Source organism: Streptomyces sp. NPDC007088 (assembly GCF_042869355.1).
In the GTDB taxonomy this organism is placed as follows: Bacteria; Actinomycetota; Actinomycetes; order Streptomycetales; family Streptomycetaceae; genus Streptomyces.
In genome coordinates, this window is record NZ_JBIAFO010000001.1 from 495940 (window position 1) to 516198 (window position 20259).

Genomic DNA, 20259 nt, shown 5'->3' on the forward strand with positions numbered 1-20259 from the left:
CTGGCCGAGCCCCCCCCCCCGGCCGGTCGTCGCTCGCGCGCTCGCTCACACCGGCGGCGGGGCGGCGTCCGGTTCCAGGTGGTGCGTGTCGTTGAAGCCGCGCAGGCTCGCGTTGCCGTCGGCCCAGTAGGCGAGCCGGGTCAGTGAGGCGGGGGCCAGTTCCATGCGGTGCAGGGACTGGGGCGGGGCGCCGAGCGCGAGCCGTACGAGCGTCTTGACCGGGGTCACGTGGGTCACGAGGAGCAGTGTGCGGCCCGGGTACCGGGCGCGCAGCCGCTCGCGGGTCTCCTCGACGCGGGCGGCGACGGCGCGGAAGCTCTCGCCGCCGGGCGGCGGGGTGCCGGGGTCGGCGAGCCAGGCGCGGAAGGCTTCCGGGTCGCTGTCCCCGGCCTCCGCGAAGGTGAGCCCCTCCCACTGGCCGAAGTCGGTCTCGCGCAGGCCCTCTTCCACCTGCACGGGCAGGTGGAGCAGGTCCGCCGCCGCCCGCGCGGTCTGGAGGCAGCGGGTCAGCGGAGAGCTGATCACGGCCTCGATCGCGCGGTCCGTGCCCTTGAGGCGGGCGAGCGCCGCGGCGGTGCGGCCGGCCTGTTCCCGGCCCGCCGGGGAGAGGGCGGGCCCGGAGGTGCCGGGGCGGCCGCCCGAGAAGCGGCGCTCGGGGGTGAGCGCGGTCTCGCCGTGCCGCAGCAGGACGAAGGTGGTGGGGCTGCCCAGGTCGGCGGGCGCCGGGCGCCCGCCGACGGTGCGGGGGTCTCCCCCGCTCACAGCCCCGACTCGGAGGTGCGGACGAGGATGCGGCGGCAGTTCTCGCAGCGCACGACCTCGTCCGGCCTCGCGGCCTTGACCTCGTTGACCTCGGTGATGTTCAGCTCCAGCCGGCAGCCCTCGCAGCGACGCTGGTAGAGGCGGGCGGCTCCGACGCCGCCGCTCTGGGTGCGCAGCTTCTCGTAGAGCGCCAGCAAGTCGGCGGGGACCGAGCCGGAGACGACCTCGCGCTCCTTGCCGACGGTCGCGGCCTCGGCGTCGATCTCCTGGACGACGGCGTCGCGGCGCGCGGTGGCGTCCTGGATCCTGGCCTCGACGGAGGCGACCCGTTCGGTGAGTTCGGCGACCCGCTCCTGGGCGGCCTCGCGGCGCTCCATCACTTCGAGGACGACGTCCTCCAGGTCGCCCTGGCGCTTGGCGAGGGACACGATCTCGCGCTGGATGTTCTCCAGGTCGCGCGGGGAGGTGACGGTGCCGGAGTCCAGGCGCTGCTGGTCGCGGGTGGCGCGCTTGCGCACCTGATCCACGTCCTGCTCGGCCTTGGTCTGCTCGCGGGCGGTGTCGCCCTCCTCGGTGCGGGCGGCGACCAGCAGGTCGCGCAGCTGGGTGGCGTCCTTGGTGAGGGCGGCGATCTCGGCGTGCTCGGGCAGCGACTCGGCGCGGTGGCCGAGCTGGGCGAGACGGGTGTCCAGGGCCTGGACGTCGAGAAGGCGGATCTGGTCGGCGGGCGCGGCGTTCAGTTGGGGGCTCCTGTGGAATCGAAGTGGGTGGACCAGGGATCGGTGACCGTCTTCGAGACGTGCACGCGCAGCTCCCAGCCGTGGCGGTCGGAGATCTCGTCGAGCTGGGCGGCGGCCTGCTCGCACCAGGGCCACTCGGTGGCCCAGTGCGCGGCGTCGAGCAGCCCGAGAGGACTGTGCTGGGTGGCTTCCGAGGCCGGGTGGTGGCGCAGGTCGGCGGTGAGGAAGGCGTCCACGCCGCTCGCCCGCACCGCGTCGAAGAGGCTGTCGCCCGAGCCGCCGCTGACGGCGACGGTACGGACGGGCGCGCCGGGGTCGCCGGCCAGCCGGACGCCCTGCGCGGTGGCGGGGAGCCCGCGAGCGGCCAGCTCCGCGAACTGTCCGAGGGTCATGGGCCGCGGCGGCTCGCAGACCCTGCCGAGTCCGCGCCTGCCCTCGGGGTCGCCCGGGTCGGGTACGAGGGGGCGCAGCACGCGCAGGCCGAGCGCCCCGGCGAGCGCGTCGCTGACGCCGGGGTCGGCGGTGTCGGCGTTGGTGTGCGCGACGTGCAGCGCGACGTCGTGCTTGATGAGGTCGTGGACGACGCGGCCCTTGAAGGTCCCGGCCGCGACGGTCGTCGTCCCGCGCAGGTACAGCGGGTGGTGGGTGACGAGCAGTCCGGCCCCGAGCCGTACGGCCTCCTCGGCTACGGCCCGTACCGGGTCGACGGCGAACAGCACCCGGTCCACCTCGGCGTCCGGGTCCCCGCACACCGTACCGACGGCGTCCCAGGACTCGGCGCGGTCCGGCGGCCAGAGGGCGTCGAGCGCGGCGATGACTTCAGACAGACGTGGCACGGGGAAAGGCTACCTGCAAGCGGACCCGCCGACGCAGTCGCGCACGGGGAGTGAGGAGACGCGGACGCAGGGCGACGGGCGGGGCGCGAACCCCGGCCGGCCCGGGGGAACACGGTCCATGCGGGGCCGGCCGGGGTACGGCCCCGCCCGCCGCTACTTCGCCAGGTAGCCCTGGAGGTCGTCGAGGACGAGGTTGGCGGCGGTCACGCCGAGCCCGAGGTACCAAGTCTCGTCCGGGACGTTCTTCGCCTGCCCGTCCTTGACGGCGGGCAGCTTCTTCCAGAGCGGGTTGTCCTCGGCCTTGGCCCGGTCGGTCTTGCTCGCGTCGCCGTACACGCCGGTGAAGATCCAGTCGGCGTCGGCGGAGTCGATCTTCTCGGGGCTGATCTCGGTGGCCAGTTCGTTGATCCGCTGGTTCTTCGGGCGGGGCACCCCGACGTCCTTGAGGATCGTTCCGATGAACGACGCCTGGCCGTAGAGGCGTACGCGGTCGGGCATGTAGCGCAGCATCGTGACGGTCGGCTTGTCGGAGCCGATCGCCCGGCCGACCTTCGCCGCGTGCTCGTCGTACGCGGCGAGCCTGGCCTTCGCCTCGGCGGTCTTGTCCAGCGCCGAGGCGTTGAGCAGGTAGTTCTCCTTCCAGGTGAAGCCCGGACGGATGGAGAACACGGTGGGCGCGATCCTGGAGAGCTGCGGGTAGAGCTTGGCGGCGCGCAGCTGACTGCCCAGGATGAGGTCCGGGTGGAGGTTGGCGATGGCCTCCAGGTTCAGGCTGTTGAGCTGCCCGACGCTCTTGGGGCTGCCCGCGTCCTTCTTGAGGTACGACGGGATCGCGGCCCCGTCGGTCTGCGCGTAGCCGACCGGCTTCACACCGAGCGAGACGACGTTGTCGAACTCGCCGACGTCGAGCACCACGACCCGCTTGGGCGCGGACTTCAGCGTGGTCTCGCCCATCGCGTGCTCGACGGTACGGGGGAACTCGCCGCTCTTCGCGGTGGTCCCCATCTTCGCGGTCTTCGCGGCGGCCGAGGCGAACTCGTCGCCACCGGTCGCGACCGACTTCGAGCCGCTGCCGTCCGCCTTCGCGCCGCCGCCCGACCCGGCGGAGGACGAGGCGGAACCACCGTCCCCGTCATCGCTGGAACAGGCGGCGAGGGACAGCGCGGCGGCCACCGCGAGGGAGACGGCGGCGGTGCCGCGACGGCGTAGGGACATGGAAAAGAACTCCAGGGAACTCGCACAGCCGCCACCGAGCGACGACTTAGGTTTGCCTTACTTTACGCATGCGATCACTGCGCAGCACACCCACCCCTCTCCCCTCAGCCGAATTCGGACATCGCCACCCGTTGGTGTGAAGTCGCGGGTGCCGTACCTCCGGAAGGGCTCGCGGTAATTAGCTTCGTCGCCGGAGGTGACAGAGCGATGACGGTCAGTGAGACCGCACGACGGGGCACGGGGTTCGTGATCGCTGCGGACGGTTCGTACGCGGCCCGGCTGGTGGCGTCCCCGCACGCCCGGCACGAGGCAGCCGCTCAGGACCGGACCGGCGGGCCGCCCGGACCGGGGGCCCTCCCGGGCGCGGCGGACGGGGCCGGGGCGGCGCACGGGTCCGGCGAGGGCCGCGGCGTGTCCCGGTACGCGGAGCGGTGGACACTCGGCGGCCCCGAGCCGTACGCCGTCGTGCTGCCCACGGCCCGCCCCGAGGAACCCTGGTCGCAGGTCCTGCCGATGCCGGACGGACGGGTGCTGATCCACCGTTCCTCGGACGCGACGCACTTCTTCTCGCTGCTCTACCCCACCGGCCCCGAGACCGGCGAACTGCCGCTCGGGGCCGTCGAGTGCCTGCGGGCGGACGGCACGCCGGGATCGCTGTCCCTGCTGCCGCCTCCCCCGGCCGCGGTCGCGCAGCGCGCCTACGCGCTCGCGCCGGGGCTCCGCTCGACCTCGGTGTGGCTCGTGGCGGGGGGCGCCTTCGGTCCCGAGCACATCGCGGAGATCCCCGGTCACTGCACGGGCGGGGTGTGGCTGGACCGGGCGGGCCGCATGCTGGCGGTGGACCGGGCCGGGGAGGACGGCGTGGTCAAGGCGGTGGCCGTGGACCTGGAGCGCGGCGGGGAGGTGTCGCCGCTCCTCCAGATCGCCCCGGCGAGCAACGACCGGCTTCTGCTCGCCGACATCGACAGCGGACTCCTGCTGATCCGCTCGGACGCGCCGGGTCAGGACCGGCTGGCCTGGGGCGTGCTGGGCAGTTCGCTCCCGGTCAGGTTCCCCGAGTGCCTCGCGGCCGGGGACCGGGCGCTCACCCCCTTCGCCATCCAGCCGGGTCAGGACCTGCTGCCCGAGCACAGCGCGGTGGCCTTCCGCGTCGACGGGGTCACCGGCGGGAGCTGGATCGGCGTCTGGCGCCCGGCGGGCCGCAAACTGCACGAACTGCCCGCGCCGCGTGGCTGGCTGACCGGCTCGGGGCTGTGGACCAGGGAGGGAGTGCTGCGGCTGCCGCAGGTCACGGAGGACGGCTCCTGCGGCCTCGCCCGGGTCACCTGGCCCTCCGGCTCGGAGACCGGCGAGGTGGCGCTGGGCGCGGCGGCCGACGAGGACGCCGCCCGCGAGGAGAGCACCGCCGCGCGGACGCCGGGGCACTCGGAGCCGGGGCACCCGGCGCCGGAGCACCGCGTACCGGGGCGGCACGACGCCGGAGGGCCCCCCGCCTCGTCCGGCTCCTCCGGCTTCTCCGGCTTCTCCGGCCCCTCCGGCTCCTCCGCAGGTGGGCTCCACGACCGGCGGCAGGAGCGACCGGGCGAGCGGGAGGGGGCCGTGGAGGCGCCGGCCGGGTCCACGCGGCCGGGACCGCTCCCGGCCCCGTCCCCGTCCCCGGCCTCGGCCTCGGCCTCGGCCTCGTCCCCTCCGGTGGTTCCCGCTCCACCCGTCCCCCGTCCGCACACCCACGAACGCACCGGCGACATGCCGGACTCGGCCACGCGTCCCTTGCCGCAGGTGGGTCCACCGGCCCCCCTCGCGCGGGCGGAGGCGGCGGACTTCGCCGCGGACCCCGTGGCCGACGCCACCGCGCGGGCGGCACGGGAGGCACCGGCGGGTCCGCCCGCCGGGGTGCGCCCGGCGCCACAGCCCCCTCGGCCCCCGCTGCCGTCGACCGCTCCCCCGCAGGCCGCGCCACCGCAGGCCGCTCCCCCGCAGGCCGCGCCACCGTCACCCGCGCCCCTGCCGACGCGGCGACAACAGGGACACCGGGCGCCGCCCCCGCCCCCGGACCCCGAGGTGCAACTGCCCGAGCAGCCCACGTCCTTCGCCCTGTCGGTGACGGCGGTCTCCGGTTTCGCCGGGGTCGCGGGCCCGTCCACGCTGGCGTCCGGGGTCCGGTTCGCGGGGGCGGCCATGAGGACCGGACTGATCACGACGGGCCGGGCGGTCCGGGTCGAGCCGGCCCCGCAGGACTCCCGGTCCACCACGGGCGGCCACCCCGCTCGGGAGCACCCCTCCGGCATCACCTGGACCACCGCGCCGCCCTCCGGCCCGGCCGGGCCGGAGGGCGGCGGGCCCGTCCCCGCACAGGAGGCCCCCCTGAGCAGGTGACTGACGGGGCGTGAGAAAATCCCGGGGCTGTTGTGCATGTGAACGAGTACTACGGGGTGACGTTCCTATGACCGAAGCCGGCGTCGAGCACGCCACAGAGCCGTTGACCACGGCGGACGGGACCGGGGGACCGGGCCGTCATCGGGGTCCCGCCTCCTCCCAGCAGGGAGAGGGCGCGGCACGCCAGTCGCACGGCCGCCACCGCAAACCGGTGGAGGCGGCGGGGCGCGAGCAGGGTGCCACGCGGGAGCAGGCGGCCGCCTGAGGGGCGCCGTCCGGGCCGCTCCACGGGCCCGGTTCCGCACGGCAGGGGCCCCGCGACGCACGTGTCGCGGGGCCCCTGCCGTAGGTCAGTCCTGCGCCCCGTACTCCAGCACCACCTCCCCCAGGACGGGGCGCGCCGTTCCACCGCCGGTCCCGGAGCCGTCCGGTCCGGGAGCGCCCTCCGGGCAGGGGCCGGGCCCCGGGGCGGCCCACACCTCGGCGACGATCCGCCCGGCGGCCGCACCGCTGTCCGGCCCCGCTCCCCCTTCCGCCCGCGCCCCCGTGCCCGTCTCCGTGAGGGCGCCGGCCCCCGCGTCCCGCCACATCCGCACGCTCAGGTGGTCCCCCGGGTACACGACGCCGGTGAAGCGCGCCGCGTAGCGCCGTACGCGTTCGGGCCGGCCCGCGAGCAGGGTGTCGACGAGGGAGCGCAGGGTCATGCCGTAGGTGCACAGGCCCTGGAGGACGGGGCGGCCGAACCCGGCGCGGGCGGCGTACGCGGGGTCGGAGTGCAGCGGGTTCCAGTCGCCGCAGAGCCGGTACAGGAGCGCCGCGTCCTCCCGTACGGGGAGGGTCCGCACGGCCTCGGGCGCGCGCGGCGGGGGCGGGGCGGGGAGGTGGGCGGGGCCGCGTTCGCCGCCGAAGCCGCCGGCTGAGCGGGCGAAGAGCCGGGAGCGGGCCGTCCACAGCGGTCCGGTGGCGTCGGCGGCCTCGGTGACCACGCCGAACACGGCGGCCGAGCCCTTGTCGTGGACCTCGGTGATCCGGGTGCGGGTGCGGGCCGTCCCGGCGGGGGGCAGCGGCCGGTGGATCTCGACGGCCTGGGAACCGTGCAGGACGCGGGCGAGGTCGAGGTCGAGGCCGGGGACGTCGAGCGCGCCGAGGACGTCGGCCCCGCCGGCGACGGTCGCGAAGGAGGGCAGGACCCGCAGCCGGTCCTCCAGGGTCCAGTGCGGCTGGCCGGGCCCGGCGCCGAGTCCGAGGTGGTAGAGCAGGACGTCCTTGTGCTCCCAGTGGGCGGTGCGCTCGCGGGGCGCGGCGGCGAGGACGCGGCCGGGGTCGACGGGGGAAGGCATGGCGGGCGGCTCCTCGGCGTGCACCGTCACGGGGCGCCGGGGCGGCCGGTGTGCCGCCAGGGGGCACCCGTGACATCTGTCCTGCCGCAGACCGTACAAGCGCCTCCACTGGCGGAGCGGGCCCGGTCCTTGGGGTCGGGGCATGACGACGACACGAGGCGGGGCCCGGCGGCGGCGCTGAGCGCGGGCCCCGGTCCGCTGACCCGCGCGAGACGCAGGCGCTCAAAGCGGCCACCGGCAGCGCGGCGGTCGCGGGCACGGCCCTGCGGCCGCGGCTGCCGGAGTCGACGGTGCGCAACCTGTCCTCGGGAAGCGGCGAGACCGGCACCCGCAACCGGACGGAGGCCGTACGAAAGGCGCCCCGGCGCGGCTGGCTGTGACGCGGGCGCAGCGGGGCGGCCCGGAAGGTGTTTCAGTCCCCCGGCGCCGGTGACGCGACGGCGGCCTCGGCCACGGGCGCCGGGCGCGGCGGCCTCGGCAGGGTCAGCAGCAGGAGCAGGACGGCGCCGACGAGGACGCAGCCGCTGACCCGGAAGGCCAGCGCGTAGCCGGAGTTGAGCGCCTGCGGGTCCGTGCCGTTGGCGGTGCGGGCGGCGGCGACGGTGGAGAGGACGGCGAGCCCGAGGGCGGCGCCCATCGTGCGGGAGGTGTTGACGAGCCCGGACACGAGTCCGGCGTCCTCGGGTGCGGCCCCCGTCGTGGCGAGCGTCGCGAGCGGGGTGGTGGTGAGTCCCGCGCCGAGCATCATGAGGATGCCGGGCCCGAGGACGTCGTGGACGTAGTCCCCCCGCGCGGACATCGTGGACTGCCACAGGAACCCGCCGGCCGCGAGGACGAGTCCGAGGACGACGGTGGTGCGCAGGCCGAGGCGGCGCATGACCCACGGGGCGGCCTTCGAGCCGAGGACGACGGCGAGCGAACTGGGGATGAGCGCGACCCCGGCCTCCAGCGGGGTGTAGCCGAGGACGTTCTGGACGTACAGCGTCATCAGGAACCACATGCTGGCCATGGCGCCGCCCGAGACGAACATCCCGGTGTTCGCCGACCACACGGAACGCGGCCGGAACAGGGCGAGCGGCACGAGCGGCACCTTCGCGCGGTTCTCGACGAGCACGAACAGGAGCAGCAGGGCGAGCCCGCCCAGCAGGGGCACCAGGGTCCGGGTGGAGGTCCAGCCGGCCGCCTCGGTCTGCACGATGCCGTACGCGAGGACGGCGAGACCGCCCGTGACCAGGACGGCGCCCGTCAGGTCGAGGCGGCGCGGGTCCCTCGGTCCGCTCTCCCGCAGGCACAGGGCGGCGGCGGTCAGCACGAGCACCCCGACGGGCACGTTGATGAGCAGGACCCAGCGCCAGGAGAGCGCGTCGGTCAGCACGCCGCCGACGAGTCCGCCCGCCGCCCCGCCACCGGCGCCCACGGCCGCCCACGTGGCGACGGTCCGGCCGCGCGCGGGCCCCTCGGGGACGGCGGCCAGCAGCAGCGTCAGCGTGGAGGGGGCGAGCACGGCGGCGCCCAGGCCCTGCACGGCGCGGCCGGCCAGCAACTGCCACTCGGCCTGGGCGAGTCCGCCGGCCAGCGAGGCGAGCGTGAACAGGCCGAGGCCCGCCAGGAACATGCGCTTGTGCCCGAAGAGGTCCCCGGCCCGGCCGCCGAGCAGCATGAAACCGGCGAAGGCGATCGAGTAGGCGTTGACGACCCACTGGAGCCCGGTGACGCTCAGCCCCAGACCCGCGCGCATCGACGGCAGGGCGACGTTGACGACCGACACGTCGAGCACGACGAGGAACTGCCCCGCGCACGCGGCGAGCACCACCGCCCACGCGGGGGTGGCACGGCGCAGACGGTGCACCACGGCGGACGGGCCTCGACGCTGCTCGACTGGGGTACGCATGGGCGCCATGCTCGCAGGGAGCGGGGGGCGAGCGCACGGCCATTGATGCGGCGGCCGCCGAGGCCGTCGACGGCCTCGACGGTGGTGCCCGGGCCGCTGACGCCCCGACGGCTGACGCCCCGCCCCTTGAGGCGGGACTCGCGCGGGGCTCCGGGGACGCGGCGCCGGGACGGCGGGCCGGGAGCGCGGCCCCGCGCCCGCGACAGGCCCCCCGGCACCACGCCCACCGGGTGCCGTCCGCCCCACCCGCGCCCTCCGCCCCCTCCGCGCCACGCACCGCGCGTGCCGTCGTCCGTCCGTCGTGAGCCGTCCCGCCTCGTCCACCCCGTCCGTGCGCCCCTCGCGCGCCGCACGACCGGTCTCAGGCGACGACAAGCCGCCACCGAGGGGCGACAACCGGCCTCAGGGGGCGCACGGCCGGCCTCGCTGAACGCCCCTCCCGCTTCCGTGCGACCAAGATCGCCCCCCGCCTTCCCCGCCACGGGGCCCTACGCTCCGTACCGAACCGCTTTCACTCCGCATCTATCGCCGCCCTCCGGCGCGACCGGCCGGGGGCGGCCCGCCGTGGCCGTTCACCCCCGGGAGGCCCCCTCAGATGTCGCAGCCCTCGCCCTCGCCCGACGCGTCCCGCCAGGACCCGCCCCGGATATCCGGACGGGCCGCCGCACGGCCGCGTCCCCGCCCCGGTGCCACCGTCGCGGCCCTCGCCTTCGCCGGTATCGCGGTGGCCGTCATGCAGACCCTGCTCGTGCCCGTCATCAAGGACCTGCCCGCGCTCCTCGGCGCGGCCCCGGCCGACGCCACCTGGGTCATGACCTCGACGCTGCTCGCGGGCGCGGTCGCCACCCCCGTGATGGGGCGGCTCGGCGACCTGTACGGGAAGCGGCGGATGCTGCTGCTGAGCCTCGCCGTGATGGTGTGCGGCTCCCTCGTGTGCGCGTTCACCGGCTCGCTGGCCGTGATGATCGTGGGCCGGGCCCTCCAGGGCTTCGCGATGGGCGCGATCCCGCTCGGCATCGGGATCATGCGCGACGAGCTGCCCCGCGAACGGCTCGGTTCGGCGATGGCGCTCATGAGTTCCTCGATCGGGGTCGGCGGTGGTCTCGCGCTGCCGGGCGCGGCGCTCGTCGCCCAGCACGCCGACTGGCACGCCCTGTTCCTGTGCGCCGCCGGTCTCGGCCTGCTCTCGATCGTGCTGACGCTGCTGTGCGTACCGGAGCCCGCGCTGCGCGCCGAGGGACGGTTCGACCTGCCGGGCGCGCTCGGGCTGACGCTGGGCCTGGTGTGTCTGCTGCTTCCGGTCACCAAGGGCGGCGAGTGGGGCTGGGGTTCGGGCCGCACGCTCGGGCTGTTCGCCGCCGCCGTCCTGATCCTGCTGGGCTGGGGCTGGTCGGAACTGCGCCTGAGCGCCCCGCTGGTGGACCTGCGGACCTCGGCGCGCCGGGAGGTGCTGCTGACGAACCTGGCCTCGGTCATGGTCGGGGTCGCCTTCTACGCGATCTCCCTCGTACTGCCGCAGCTTCTCCAGTTGCCCGAGTCGACCGGTTACGGGCTCGGCCGCTCCATGGTCGTGGCGGGGCTGTGCGTGGCGCCGCTGGGGCTGACGATGATGCTGACGGCCCCGCTGTACGCCCGGATCGCCGCGAAACGCGGGCCGAAGGTCTCGCTCCTGCTGGGCCTCGGCGTCATCGCGGTCGGGTACGGCGCGGGACTCGGGCTGCTGGACACCCCGTGGCAGACCGTGCTGATCTCGGTCCTGGTCGGCGGGGGCATCGGTCTCGCCTACTCCTCGCTGCCCGCCCTCATCATCGCGGCCGTGCCCCCCGAGGACACGGGCGCGGCGAACGGCCTCAACAGCCTCATGCGGTCCATCGGCACCTCGGTCTCCAGCGCCGTGATCGGCATGGTGCTCGCCCACATGACGGTGGTCTCGGGGGGTACGACGGTGCCCTCGCTCGGCGCTGTCCGCACCTCCTTCGTGATCGCGGCGTGCGCGGTGCTCGGCGGGATGGTCCTCGCCGCGTTCCTGCCCGGCGCGGCGAAGGCGGCCCGGCTGACGCTGGTCACGGCGTCGGCGGCGCGGGCGGACGAGGCGCTGATCCCGGACGGTTTCAGCGGCTTCCGCGGCCGGGTGCGCAGCGCGCGGGGCACCCCGATGGCGCGCGCGACGGTGACGCTCATCGACCGGCGCGGCCGGCAGGCGGGGCTCACCACGACCGACGCGGAGGGCCGCTACGCCCTGCCGGCCTTCGTCCCGGGTCCGTACGTCGTGGCCTGCCGGGCCGGCGGCCACACCCCGCGCGCCGCCGCCGTGTCGTACGAGGGGGGTGGCGCGACCTGCGTCGTACCGCTCGTCCTGGCGCCGCTGCGGGACCGGCGCGACCGGGCGGAGCCGGTCGGCAGCGGCTGAGGCGGGGCGGGTGCGCGGGTTGGGCCCCGGCGCGCGGACACCGGGCGCCGTAGGACACGATGCGGCGTACCGATCACCGTGCACACCGGCACGCCGCCCCGCGCGGCGTGGCGTGGAGAAGAGAGACCGCATGCCCGAGATGCCCGAGCCCCAGTCGTCCCCCTCCCCCGAGCCCTCGCCCCAGCCCTCTCCCGAGGTGCTCGCCGCCTTCGAGGCCGCGCAGGGGTTCATGCCGCGCCACGAGGGGCTCGCGCTGTACGCGGCGGCCGTCGAGGCGGGGGCGCTCGGGCTGCCGCTGCTGGAGATCGGTACGTACTGCGGGCGCTCCACGCTGCTGCTCGCGGACGCGGCGCGGGCCGCCGGGGTGAGCGTGGTGACGGTGGACCACCACCGGGGCAGCGAGGAGCAGCAGCCCGGCTGGGAGTACCACGACCCGCGGACGGTGGACGAGGAACTGGGCGTGATGGACACGCTGCCGCGGTTCCGCCGCACGCTGTACCGCGCGGGTCTGGAGGAGCACGTCGTGGCGGTCGTCGGCCGCTCCCCGCGAGTCGCGGCCCTGTGGGGGCAGCCGCTCGGGCTGGTCTTCGTCGACGGCGGCCACACCGACGCGCACGCGAGCGCCGACTACGAGGGCTGGTCCCCGAAGCTCGCCGGGGGCGGGCTGCTCGTGATCCACGACGTCTTCCCCGATCCGGCGGACGGCGGCCAGGCCCCGTACCGGATCTGGCGGCGGGCGGTGGAGTCCGGGGAGTTCGACGAGGTGCGCACGGTCGACTCGCTGCGCGTCCTGCGCCGCCGCGCGGCGGCCCCGGCGGCCTGACCAGCGGCCGGGGCCGGCCGTCCCGGGGCGTGACGTCCGCGCGGGAGGCCGGGCGTGTCCGGGGCGGGCACGCTGTCCTGCGCCCGGGGGCCGTCCTTTTCCGGTGTGCGGCCGCTGCCGCGGATGGGCCGGTGCCTCGTCGTGGCCCGGAGCCGGAACCGTGGTGGCTGTCGCCCGGCGAACATGTGGTGCGGGAGCGTCGGGCCCGCCCCACAGCGCCCTCACCAGCGCCGGTCAGCGAGGCCGGCCGGGCAAGCAGGCACGTGCCGGCCCGCGCGGCACACTCGTCCGGCGAACGCGGCCCGTGCTCGACCGCGCCGTCGAACGCGGCAAGAGTCCCCCGCCGCGCTCGACGTGCCGGACGTCGGCCTCGCCCCGACCAACATCCGCGCCCTGTCCGGCGTAGAACCCACTCCGGACTAGACCGACGGGCTCGTCGACCGGCTGCTGTGACCGCCGGAGGCGCCCTCGGTGGCGACGCGGGCGTGGAGCCGCTGGGCGGGCTGAGCGGTGACGGAGCAGAGGCGTTTGGTGGCCCGGGTCAGGGCCACGTACAGGTCCCTCTCCCCACCGGGGCGGGCCGTGACGATCTCCTCGGGGTTCATGACGACGACCCCGTCGAACTCCAGGCCGCGCGCTTCGGACGCCGGCACGACGCGTGCGTGGTGCCCGACGCCCCGGGCCGTCAGCTCGCCCACCCTGGTGTCCGCGCAGATCACCGCCAGAAGCTCGTCCGGGTGCGCGGTGCTCTGCGCGCGGAGTTCCCGGACGACGGCGGTGACCGCCCCGTCCTCAGACGTGGCCACGGAGCGCGGGCTCTCGCCGCTTCGCAGTGACCGTGTGGGTTTCTGATCCGGAGCGATCCGCTTGAGCAGGTCCTGGACGCTCTCCAGGATCTCCTGGGTGGTGCGGTAGCTGACGGTCAGGTTGTGCAGGGTGAACCGCGGTCCGACGTGGGGACTCAGCGCCTGCGTCCAGTCGCGTGCTGTCGTGAGCGGGCCTGCCTGGGCGAAGTCTCCCACCAGTGTCATCGCTCGTGCGGGGCAGCGGCGGACGATCATCCGCCACTGCATGGCGGTCAGTTCCTGCGCCTCGTCGACGACGACGTGCCCGTACGTCCGCTCGGGCGGACCCTCGACCAGGCTCGCCGCCTCGTCCAGCAGCGGGACGTCGGCCGCGGTCCACGGGTCGTCCGGACCGCGCAACAGCAGGGACCGCTCCTGCTCGGTCATGCCGGGCAGGTGCTCGGCGAGAGCGCCGGCGTTCGTCAGCAGCTCTTTAACGAGGCCGCCCGGCAGGAGCCGCGGCCACAGCGCCTCGACCGCCCGGTCGACGCCGGTGTCGTCGAGGAGGTCGGCCCGGACGGCGTCCAGGTCCAGTGCGTGGGCCGGTTCCGGGTCGGCCGCGCCTTCGGCACGGCGCTGGGCGGCTCCCGTGAACCGGTCGAGGTTCAGGCCCGTCATCTTCTCGGTGTCGGCGTCGATCCGCTCCAGGACGTCGCCCATGTCCCGCCGCATCGCATCGGCGACGGCATCGGCCAGGAGCTCCTTGAAGACCTGGCGCGCGGGGTTGTGCCCCGGTACGGCCGCCACGGCGGCGACGCGTGCCGCGGCCACTTCGGTCCCGGACAGGTGGACCGCTTCCCGACCGACCCGCACGGTGAAGTCGCCGGCCGGGGCCTGGTGGGTGCGCAGCAGGCCCGCCAGGGCGTCGGCGAGGCCGGAACCGCCCTTGAGACGTGCCGTGTCGAGGGGGTCCAACGCCTCCGAGGACACTCCGGCTAGTTCCTGGCAGGTCGCCAGGACCACGTCGTTCTCTCCGAGTGAGGGGAGGACCTGGGAGATGTAGTCGAGGAACCGGGCGTTCGGCCCCACTACCAGGACTCCCTCCTCCGCGGCGCGCGGAAAGGCGTACAGGACGTAGGCCGCCCGGTGCAGGGCGACGACCGTCTTACCGGTGCCGGGCCCGCCCTGCACCACGGTCACCCCTCGGTGGGGGGAGCGGACGATCTCGTCCTGCTCGGCCTGCAGCGTCGCGACGGCGGCGTGCATCTTGCCCGTGCGCCCGGCCGTCAGGGCCTCGGTCAGCGGGCCGTCCCCCACGACGTCCTCGTGGGCCGGGGCGGTCCCGTCCAGCAGTTCGTCGCTCACCGAGACGACGGTGCGGTCCTCGACGCGCAGATGCCTGCGGCGCCGCAGGCCCATGGGGTGGACCGGTGTCGCCTCGTAGAAGGGCCGCGCCGCCTTCGCGCGCCAGTCCACGAGCAGCGGCAGGTCGTCCTCCTCCGTGTGCAGTCCGATCCGCCCGATGCGCAGGGTGGTGCCGTCCGTCCAGTCGACGCGTCCGAAGACCAGCCCTTTTTCGGCGCCCTCCAGCCGGCCGATCTCCTTGGCCAGACGTTCGGCGGCGATTTCCCTCTCGTATGTCTCACCGGCGCCGCCGGCCGGGGCCCTCAGCACACTCGCCCTCTGTGCTCGCGCCTCGGAAATCCGCTCGGTGAGCAACGCGTACAACGAGGACACATAATCCTGCTCCGACGCAACCGCACGCACAGCGGAATCATTTCTTTTCGACAACAAGAAGCTCCTTCGACTCGACCCACACCATACGAGCACAGCTCCCCAAAGGTAAGTCTTGACTTGCCTGTTGGGGCCATGCCCCGATGGCTGACTCCCTGACGGCTGACCACATTCACGTGTCACGTGTTTACGTCTCCCGCATTCACGTCTCACGCATTCACGTCTCACGCATTCGACTGCTCCTTTTACATCGAAATGCTGGACGGTACGGTCCTTGAGCGAATCGAGCCAGAGCCGAAGGCGCGCGGCGGTCTCTGCCGCCTGATCCTTGATAGCGGAGAAGTGATCTGCCTCGATCACCTCGCCGGTCCGGGATGGTGCCCCCCGGGGGCGGGGCGACGTCGCCGAAGCCGCTCGGCGCTACGGTGCCCGCGGCCTCGCCGCCGTCGCTTTCGTTCCACGGACGACCGCATCGCTGCCGGACAGCCGATGCGTGCCGCCGGGCCCCGACGGCTGCTCGGCGCGGTGGTGAGGGTGTCGGGCGTGCCGTCGCCCAGGACGCGCGCCGCGTGGGGGCAGCGGCCGGCGGGGCGTCGGTGCCGCTGCCGTGGGCGCCGAGGTGTCGTGCACCGCGCGCGACCAGGGGCCGGTCGCCCCGATACCCCGATGCCCCGATGCCGCCGGTGGCCTGTGGGCTTCAGCCCGCCGCGGTCTCCTGGAACTGTGCGACGTGGCCGGCGTTCAGTTCCACGTGCCTGCCGGTGAAGCGGGTTCGCATCCGGCGGTCGTGGGTGACGACGACGACCGCGCCTCGGTAACAGGCCAGGGCTCCTTCCAGTTCTTCGACCAGGACCGGGGAGAGGTGGTTGGTGGGCTCGTCCAGCAGCAACAGGTCGACGGGCTCGCTGACGAGGCGGGCCAGTTCGATCCGGCGCCTCTGTCCGTAGGACAGTTCGCCTACTTTCAGGTGCAGGTCGGCCGGGCCGAACAGGCCGAGGGACAGCAGCTGCTCAGTGTGCTCGTCCAGTTCGCCCCCGCGGCCGTGAGCGAACGCCTGGGGGACGGTCAGGCCGGGCGGCCAGGGTGTCTCCTCCTGTCTCAAGTGCCCGACCCGGCCCCGCGTGCGCACCGCCCCCTCATCGGGCCGCAGTTCACCCGCCAGCACCCGCATGAGCGTTGTCTTGCCCGCCCCGTTGGGCCCGGTGACCAACAGCCGTTCCGCGCCGCCGATCCGCAGCGACGGCACATGCAGCCGGCCCTCGACGCGGATTCCGGTGAGTTCCGCCGCGGCCTGCGACGTCCGACCGTCGGCGGTGGCCATCCGGGCGGCGAACACCAGCGGTTCGGGCGGCGGCGCGACAGGATCGCCCGTCAGCCTCCCGACACGCTCCTTCGCGTTGCGGATACGGACCATCGCCCCGTGACCACGGCCGCGGGCACGGAAGCCGCCGTGGCCGAACACGGAAAGCGGCGCCTTGCGCGGGATCGCCTCCAGCCGTGCCACGTTCGTCGCGGCCAGCTCCTGATGGCGGGCCAGCTCCGCGCACCAGTCCGCGTACTCCTGCGTACGGCGCCGTCGCTCAGCGGCCTTGGCGGCGAGGTAGCCGTGGTAACCGTCGCCGTGACGCGTCACCTTGCCCTCGCCCACCTCCAGGATCGTGGTGGTGACCCGTTCCAGGAACACGCGGTCGTGGGTGACCGCGAGCACCGTGCCGCGATGCGCCCGCAGGTGTGCCTCCAGCCAGCCCACCGCCTGGTCGTCCAGGTCATTGGTCGGCTCGTCCAGCAGTAACAGCTCCGGCTGGGACGCCAAGGTCGCGGCCAGCGCCAGCCGTGCTCGCTCACCGCCCGACAGCGTGCCCAGGGTCCGGTCCCGGGCCAGACCCGGCAGGCCGAGCCCGCGCAGGGCGATGTCCACCCGGGCATCGGCCTCGTAGCCGGCGCGCGCCTCGTACTGGGCGACCAGACCGGCGTAGGCAGCCAGCGCGGCGGTGAGCTGCGCCCCCGCCAGGCCCGTGAGTCCGGCTTCGGCCTGGCGCATCCCCGCTTCGAGTGCACGCAGGTCGGCGAGGGCCTCATCCACTGCGGCCTGAACGGTGGCCTCGGGCGGCAGGGCCGACGACTGGGCAAGAAAGCCCGTGCCGCCCGGTGCGATCACGGTGAGTTCACCGTCGTCGGGCCGGTCCTGCCCGGCGATCAGTCGCAGGAGGGTGGACTTTCCGGCTCCGTTGTCGCCGATCACACCGGCCCGCTCACCCGGCTTGACGCTGAAGGACACGTCGTCCAGCACGACGTGATCGTCGTAGCGGCGGGTGACGTTCTGAAGAGATAGCTGTGCGGTGAGCATCGAGTCCCCTGTTCTCGGCCGGGCCGATCGGCGCGGGTGAATGGACGACGTCCGCGCCCGCCGGAAACACTCCGTGGCACGCCGGGCAGACGGCAGCACAGGAGGAGCGGAAGCACGGAGGAGAGCGCGCGACGGCGGAGCCGGGCTCAACGCGGCCGCGCGGGGAGTGTCACAGAGAACCCATGCGCAGCACCGTACTTGGAGAATCCGAGGGGCTGCACACCATTTTCCCGACGAGGTGGCGGAAAGGCGCGACGGAGGCGGGTGCGTCCCCGCGGCGGACCGGCGACCACGAGTACGCGTGCCGCACCGGCGCGGACGGCGGGGGAAAGCCGGCCTCTTCACCGGGACGGCGGGTCCCACCGCTCGCGCCCGTCGCGCTGGAGCGGCTCGTCACCCGGCTCCTGACCAAGGGCCCCGGTGGCTTCTGGGCGCCCCGCACAAGAGGTCAACGTGAGGACGACGTCCACCGGCCCGTCCGGCCGGGCGGCCGGGCGGCCGGAAACCGGCGACGCCACGTGCGCGGCGGTGTCCTCGGGGCGGGCGACGGTCGACCGGCAGGGAGCAGCGTCCGGTACGTGCTCTCTGGGGGCCCCTCGGCCGGGAGCCGGGAGAGGTGCCGGGCCGGAAGCTCCCGTACTGGACGCGCCCGGGTTTTCGGGCGGTGCGGCGCGCGTGCGTACCGGGGGCGCCGCGACGGGGCGAACACCGCCCGAGGCACTAGCATCGCGGTCGTGTCGTACGACTATCCGGGCTTCCCCCAGGACCCCCCACCCCGGCAGCGTTCCTCCACGGTCCGGCGCCTGGCGACGGTGGCGGCCGTCGTGGTGCCCGCCGCGCTCGCCGGATGGATCGTCTACGGGGTGGTCGGCCCCGGCGGCGAGGACGAGGGGGCCACCGATCCCGCCCCCTCCGGCAGCTCCAGCGCCCGCCCCTCCCCCGGGACCGACGGGAAGGGCGCGCCCTCGCCGGCCGGCAGCGGGGCGGGTGCCTCCGCCCCGGCCGCGCGGCCCGCGCTCTCCGGTCCGCTCAGCGGGAAGGTCGTGGTCCTCGACCCCGGCCACAACAACGGCAACCGGCTGCACGCCACCGAGATCGGCCGACAGGTGGACGTGGGCAACGGCCGCAAGGAGTGCGATACGACGGGCACCTCGACCGACGCCGGGTACGCCGAGGGGAGTTTCACCCTCGACGTGGCACGCCGGGCCCGCGCGCTGCTGGAGGAGCAGGGCGCGCGGGTCACGCTGACCCAGGACGGGGACCGGCCGTGGGGCCCGTGCGTGGACGAGCGCGCGCGGATCGGGAACGCGGCGAAGGCGGACGCCGTCGTGTCGGTGCACGCCGACGGGGCGGGCGTGGGGCAGCGCGGTTTCCACGTGATCCTCCCGGCCCCGGTGCGCGCGGGGAAGGCCGACACCCGCGAGATCACCGGCCCCTCGAAGGAACTGGGCGAACGCGTGGCCGGGTCCTTCGTCAGGGAGACCGGCAGCGCGCCCTCCAACTACATCGGCGGCGGCACGGGGCTCGACGTGCGCGAGGACCTGGGCGGGCTCAACCTGTCGCGGGTGCCGAAGGTGTTCATCGAGTGCGGGAACATGCGGGACCCGGAGGACGCGGCCCTGGTGACGAGCGCCGCGTGGCGGCAGAAGGCCGCCTCCGGCATCGCGGGCGGCATCGCCGCGTTCCTGGAGAAGTCCTGAGGAAGCGGGCCGGGCGAAGGCGGGCGTCGCGGTGCCCGGTGTCGTCCACCGGGGGTACGGGCCCGCGCACCGGGCGGACGGGCGCGGGTACCCCACGGTAGGGTCCTCGGTGAGATCGGGGGACCTCCCGTACCGGACGCCGCTTTCGGACCGCAGCCGGCGGTGAGCCTCCCCGCCCCCTCACCGACGACATGCCAACGAAGGACCTGAAGTGAATATCCGCTCATCGACAAGAGGCGACGGCGTGGTGATCGGAGCAGCGGTGTTGCTGTTCATCGCTTCGTTCCTCGACACCTATGGCTGCGACGGTCCCAACTGCAGTGACGTGCCCACCGCCTGGGACAACCTCGGACTGCTGATGGGTGTGTACGTGGCGGGGATCGCCGGTGCCGTCCTCGTCGTCCTCACGCGCGCGCTGCCGCAGTCGCAGCCGCGCCGGGTGGCGGGGATCGAGCTGCGCCAGTTCGGCGTCGCCCTCACGATCTTCAGCGCGTGGACCGCGCTGTGGACGCTCTTCGACCCGATGGGCGCCTTCAACGACCTGGCCGGCCTGCCGGACGTCGACGCGGGCGCGGGCCTGATCCTGGGCCTGATCGCCTCCCTGCTGCTCGCGGCGGCCGCCGTCGCGACCCCGCTCGTCCCCGCCCTCAAGGCCCCGCTGCTCGGTACGCCGCGCCCGGCGGCGCCGCAGCCGTACGGCGGGCAGCCGCAGGGCGGTTACGGCTATCCGGGCCAGCCGCAGCCCGGTGGTTACGGCTACCCCGCCCAGCACGACCCCGCGTCCGGCCCCGGAGGGCAGCAGCCCTTCGGCCAGGGCGGACCCGCCCCGTACGGGCAGCAGCCCGGCGGCCGGCAGCCGCTGGGGCAGCAGAGCGGTCAGCAGCCCGGCGATCAGCAGCCGGCCGGGGCGACGGCCGCCCCGACGCCCGCGCCCGGACAGCGGGACGCCCCGGCCCCGGCGGCCGGGTTCGCCCCCTTCTGGTTCGCGGTCCCGGCCCCCCGTCCGCTCTACGGCGAGGACGGCTCGCCCGCCCCGATCGCCGAACTGGCCCCCGGTACTTGGTACCTGGCGGTCGACCAGCACGGCAGCGGTCTCGTCGCCCAGACCCAGGACGGCCGGCGCGGTGTCCTGAACGACGTGAGCGGCATCCAGCGCGGCTGAGCCGGCTGACTTCCGGTGACACACGCGGGGGTGGGCCGGGGGGGGGGGGGCGGGCCCCCCCCGCCCCCCCGCCCCCGGCGGGCCCCCCCCCGGGGGGTTGGCGCCCCCCCAACCGCCCGACGCGGGGCCGGGGCAGGC

Annotated in this window: 14 protein-coding genes; 6 read left to right on the forward strand and 8 right to left on the reverse strand. The window is 74.9% G+C overall.

Annotated features, from left to right (window positions below; translation table 11 throughout):
• Positions 1-45: 45 nt before the first annotated feature.
• The 4 genes from ACFYMP_RS02215 to ACFYMP_RS02230 all read right to left on the reverse strand — a co-directional run bounded on the left by ACFYMP_RS02215 (position 46) and on the right by ACFYMP_RS02230 (position 3553).
• Entirely contained in the window at positions 46-762 is a 717-nt protein-coding gene (locus ACFYMP_RS02215; protein WP_388849033.1) for a histidine phosphatase family protein, read from the reverse strand.
• Positions 759-1502: a zinc ribbon domain-containing protein gene (locus ACFYMP_RS02220; RefSeq protein ID WP_388849563.1), complete on the reverse strand. Its 744-nt coding sequence runs from the start codon at positions 1500-1502 to the stop codon at positions 759-761. Before ACFYMP_RS02220 ends, ACFYMP_RS02215 begins: the two co-directional genes overlap by 4 nt.
• Complete coding sequence (locus ACFYMP_RS02225; protein ID WP_388849036.1) at positions 1499-2338, reverse strand: Nif3-like dinuclear metal center hexameric protein; 840 nt, start codon at positions 2336-2338, stop codon at positions 1499-1501. Before ACFYMP_RS02225 ends, ACFYMP_RS02220 begins: the two co-directional genes overlap by 4 nt.
• A gap of 153 nt (positions 2339-2491) precedes the next feature.
• The gene (locus ACFYMP_RS02230; protein WP_388849039.1) at positions 2492-3553 is read right to left on the reverse strand and encodes an ABC transporter substrate-binding protein; all 1062 of its coding nucleotides are present in this window, start codon (positions 3551-3553) and stop codon (positions 2492-2494) included.
• Positions 3554-3760: 207 nt separating this feature from the next.
• Between ACFYMP_RS02230 and ACFYMP_RS02235 the strand changes: the two genes are divergently transcribed.
• Together ACFYMP_RS02235 and ACFYMP_RS02240 are read left to right on the forward strand one after the other, a co-directional pair.
• A complete protein-coding gene (locus tag ACFYMP_RS02235; RefSeq protein WP_388849042.1) occupies positions 3761-5929 on the forward strand; it encodes a hypothetical protein in 2169 nt (722 codons plus the stop codon).
• A gap of 67 nt (positions 5930-5996) precedes the next feature.
• Positions 5997-6194: a hypothetical protein gene (locus ACFYMP_RS02240; RefSeq protein WP_388849045.1), complete on the forward strand. Its 198-nt coding sequence runs from the start codon at positions 5997-5999 to the stop codon at positions 6192-6194.
• A gap of 85 nt (positions 6195-6279) precedes the next feature.
• On the opposite strand, the gene ACFYMP_RS02245 is transcribed toward ACFYMP_RS02240, so the two are convergent.
• Positions 6280-7269 carry a MaoC/PaaZ C-terminal domain-containing protein gene (locus ACFYMP_RS02245; protein WP_388849049.1) on the reverse strand — a complete coding sequence of 330 codons (990 nt, stop codon included), beginning with the start codon at positions 7267-7269 and terminating at the stop codon, positions 6280-6282.
• Positions 7270-7681: 412 nt separating this feature from the next.
• On the reverse strand, positions 7682-9160 hold the full coding sequence (locus ACFYMP_RS02250) for an MFS transporter (protein WP_388849052.1): 1479 nt from the start codon (positions 9158-9160) through the stop codon (positions 7682-7684).
• Between the two features lie 595 nt (positions 9161-9755).
• Here ACFYMP_RS02250 and ACFYMP_RS02255 point away from each other — a divergent pair.
• Entirely contained in the window at positions 9756-11570 is a 1815-nt protein-coding gene (locus ACFYMP_RS02255) for an MFS transporter (RefSeq protein WP_388849055.1), read from the forward strand.
• A gap of 130 nt (positions 11571-11700) precedes the next feature.
• On the forward strand, positions 11701-12393 hold the full coding sequence (locus ACFYMP_RS02260) for a class I SAM-dependent methyltransferase (RefSeq protein WP_388849058.1): 693 nt from the start codon (positions 11701-11703) through the stop codon (positions 12391-12393).
• Between the two features lie 419 nt (positions 12394-12812).
• Here the strand turns inward: ACFYMP_RS02260 and ACFYMP_RS02265 are convergent, their stop codons facing one another.
• Positions 12813-14915, reverse strand: coding sequence for a HelD family protein (locus tag ACFYMP_RS02265; RefSeq protein ID WP_388849061.1), 2103 nt, complete (start codon positions 14913-14915; stop codon positions 12813-12815).
• A gap of 694 nt (positions 14916-15609) precedes the next feature.
• The gene (locus ACFYMP_RS02270; protein WP_388849064.1) at positions 15610-17259 is read right to left on the reverse strand and encodes a TlrC/CarA/OleB/SrmB family ABC-F type ribosomal protection protein; all 1650 of its coding nucleotides are present in this window, start codon (positions 17257-17259) and stop codon (positions 15610-15612) included.
• Between the two features lie 734 nt (positions 17260-17993).
• Here ACFYMP_RS02270 and ACFYMP_RS02275 point away from each other — a divergent pair.
• Both ACFYMP_RS02275 and ACFYMP_RS02280 read left to right on the forward strand, forming a co-directional pair.
• Entirely contained in the window at positions 17994-18959 is a 966-nt protein-coding gene (locus ACFYMP_RS02275; protein ID WP_388849067.1) for an N-acetylmuramoyl-L-alanine amidase, read from the forward strand.
• 211 nt (positions 18960-19170) lie between these two features.
• The gene (locus tag ACFYMP_RS02280) at positions 19171-20121 is read left to right on the forward strand and encodes a hypothetical protein (RefSeq protein WP_388849070.1); all 951 of its coding nucleotides are present in this window, start codon (positions 19171-19173) and stop codon (positions 20119-20121) included.
• The last annotated feature ends 138 nt before the right edge of the window (positions 20122-20259 follow it).

Coding starts and splice junctions, on each gene's coding strand:
- ACFYMP_RS02270 (WP_388849064.1), bottom strand. CDS start 17,259: ATGCTCACCGCACAGCTATCTCTTCAGAACGTCACCCGCCGCTACGAC.
- ACFYMP_RS02240 (WP_388849045.1), top strand. CDS start 5,997: ATGACCGAAGCCGGCGTCGAGCACGCCACAGAGCCGTTGACCACGGCG.
- ACFYMP_RS02255 (WP_388849055.1), top strand. CDS start 9,756: ATGTCGCAGCCCTCGCCCTCGCCCGACGCGTCCCGCCAGGACCCGCCC.
- ACFYMP_RS02250 (WP_388849052.1), bottom strand. CDS start 9,160: ATGCGTACCCCAGTCGAGCAGCGTCGAGGCCCGTCCGCCGTGGTGCAC.
- ACFYMP_RS02260 (WP_388849058.1), top strand. CDS start 11,701: ATGCCCGAGATGCCCGAGCCCCAGTCGTCCCCCTCCCCCGAGCCCTCG.
- ACFYMP_RS02245 (WP_388849049.1), bottom strand. CDS start 7,269: ATGCCTTCCCCCGTCGACCCCGGCCGCGTCCTCGCCGCCGCGCCCCGC.
- ACFYMP_RS02230 (WP_388849039.1), bottom strand. CDS start 3,553: ATGTCCCTACGCCGTCGCGGCACCGCCGCCGTCTCCCTCGCGGTGGCC.
- ACFYMP_RS02235 (WP_388849042.1), top strand. CDS start 3,761: ATGACGGTCAGTGAGACCGCACGACGGGGCACGGGGTTCGTGATCGCT.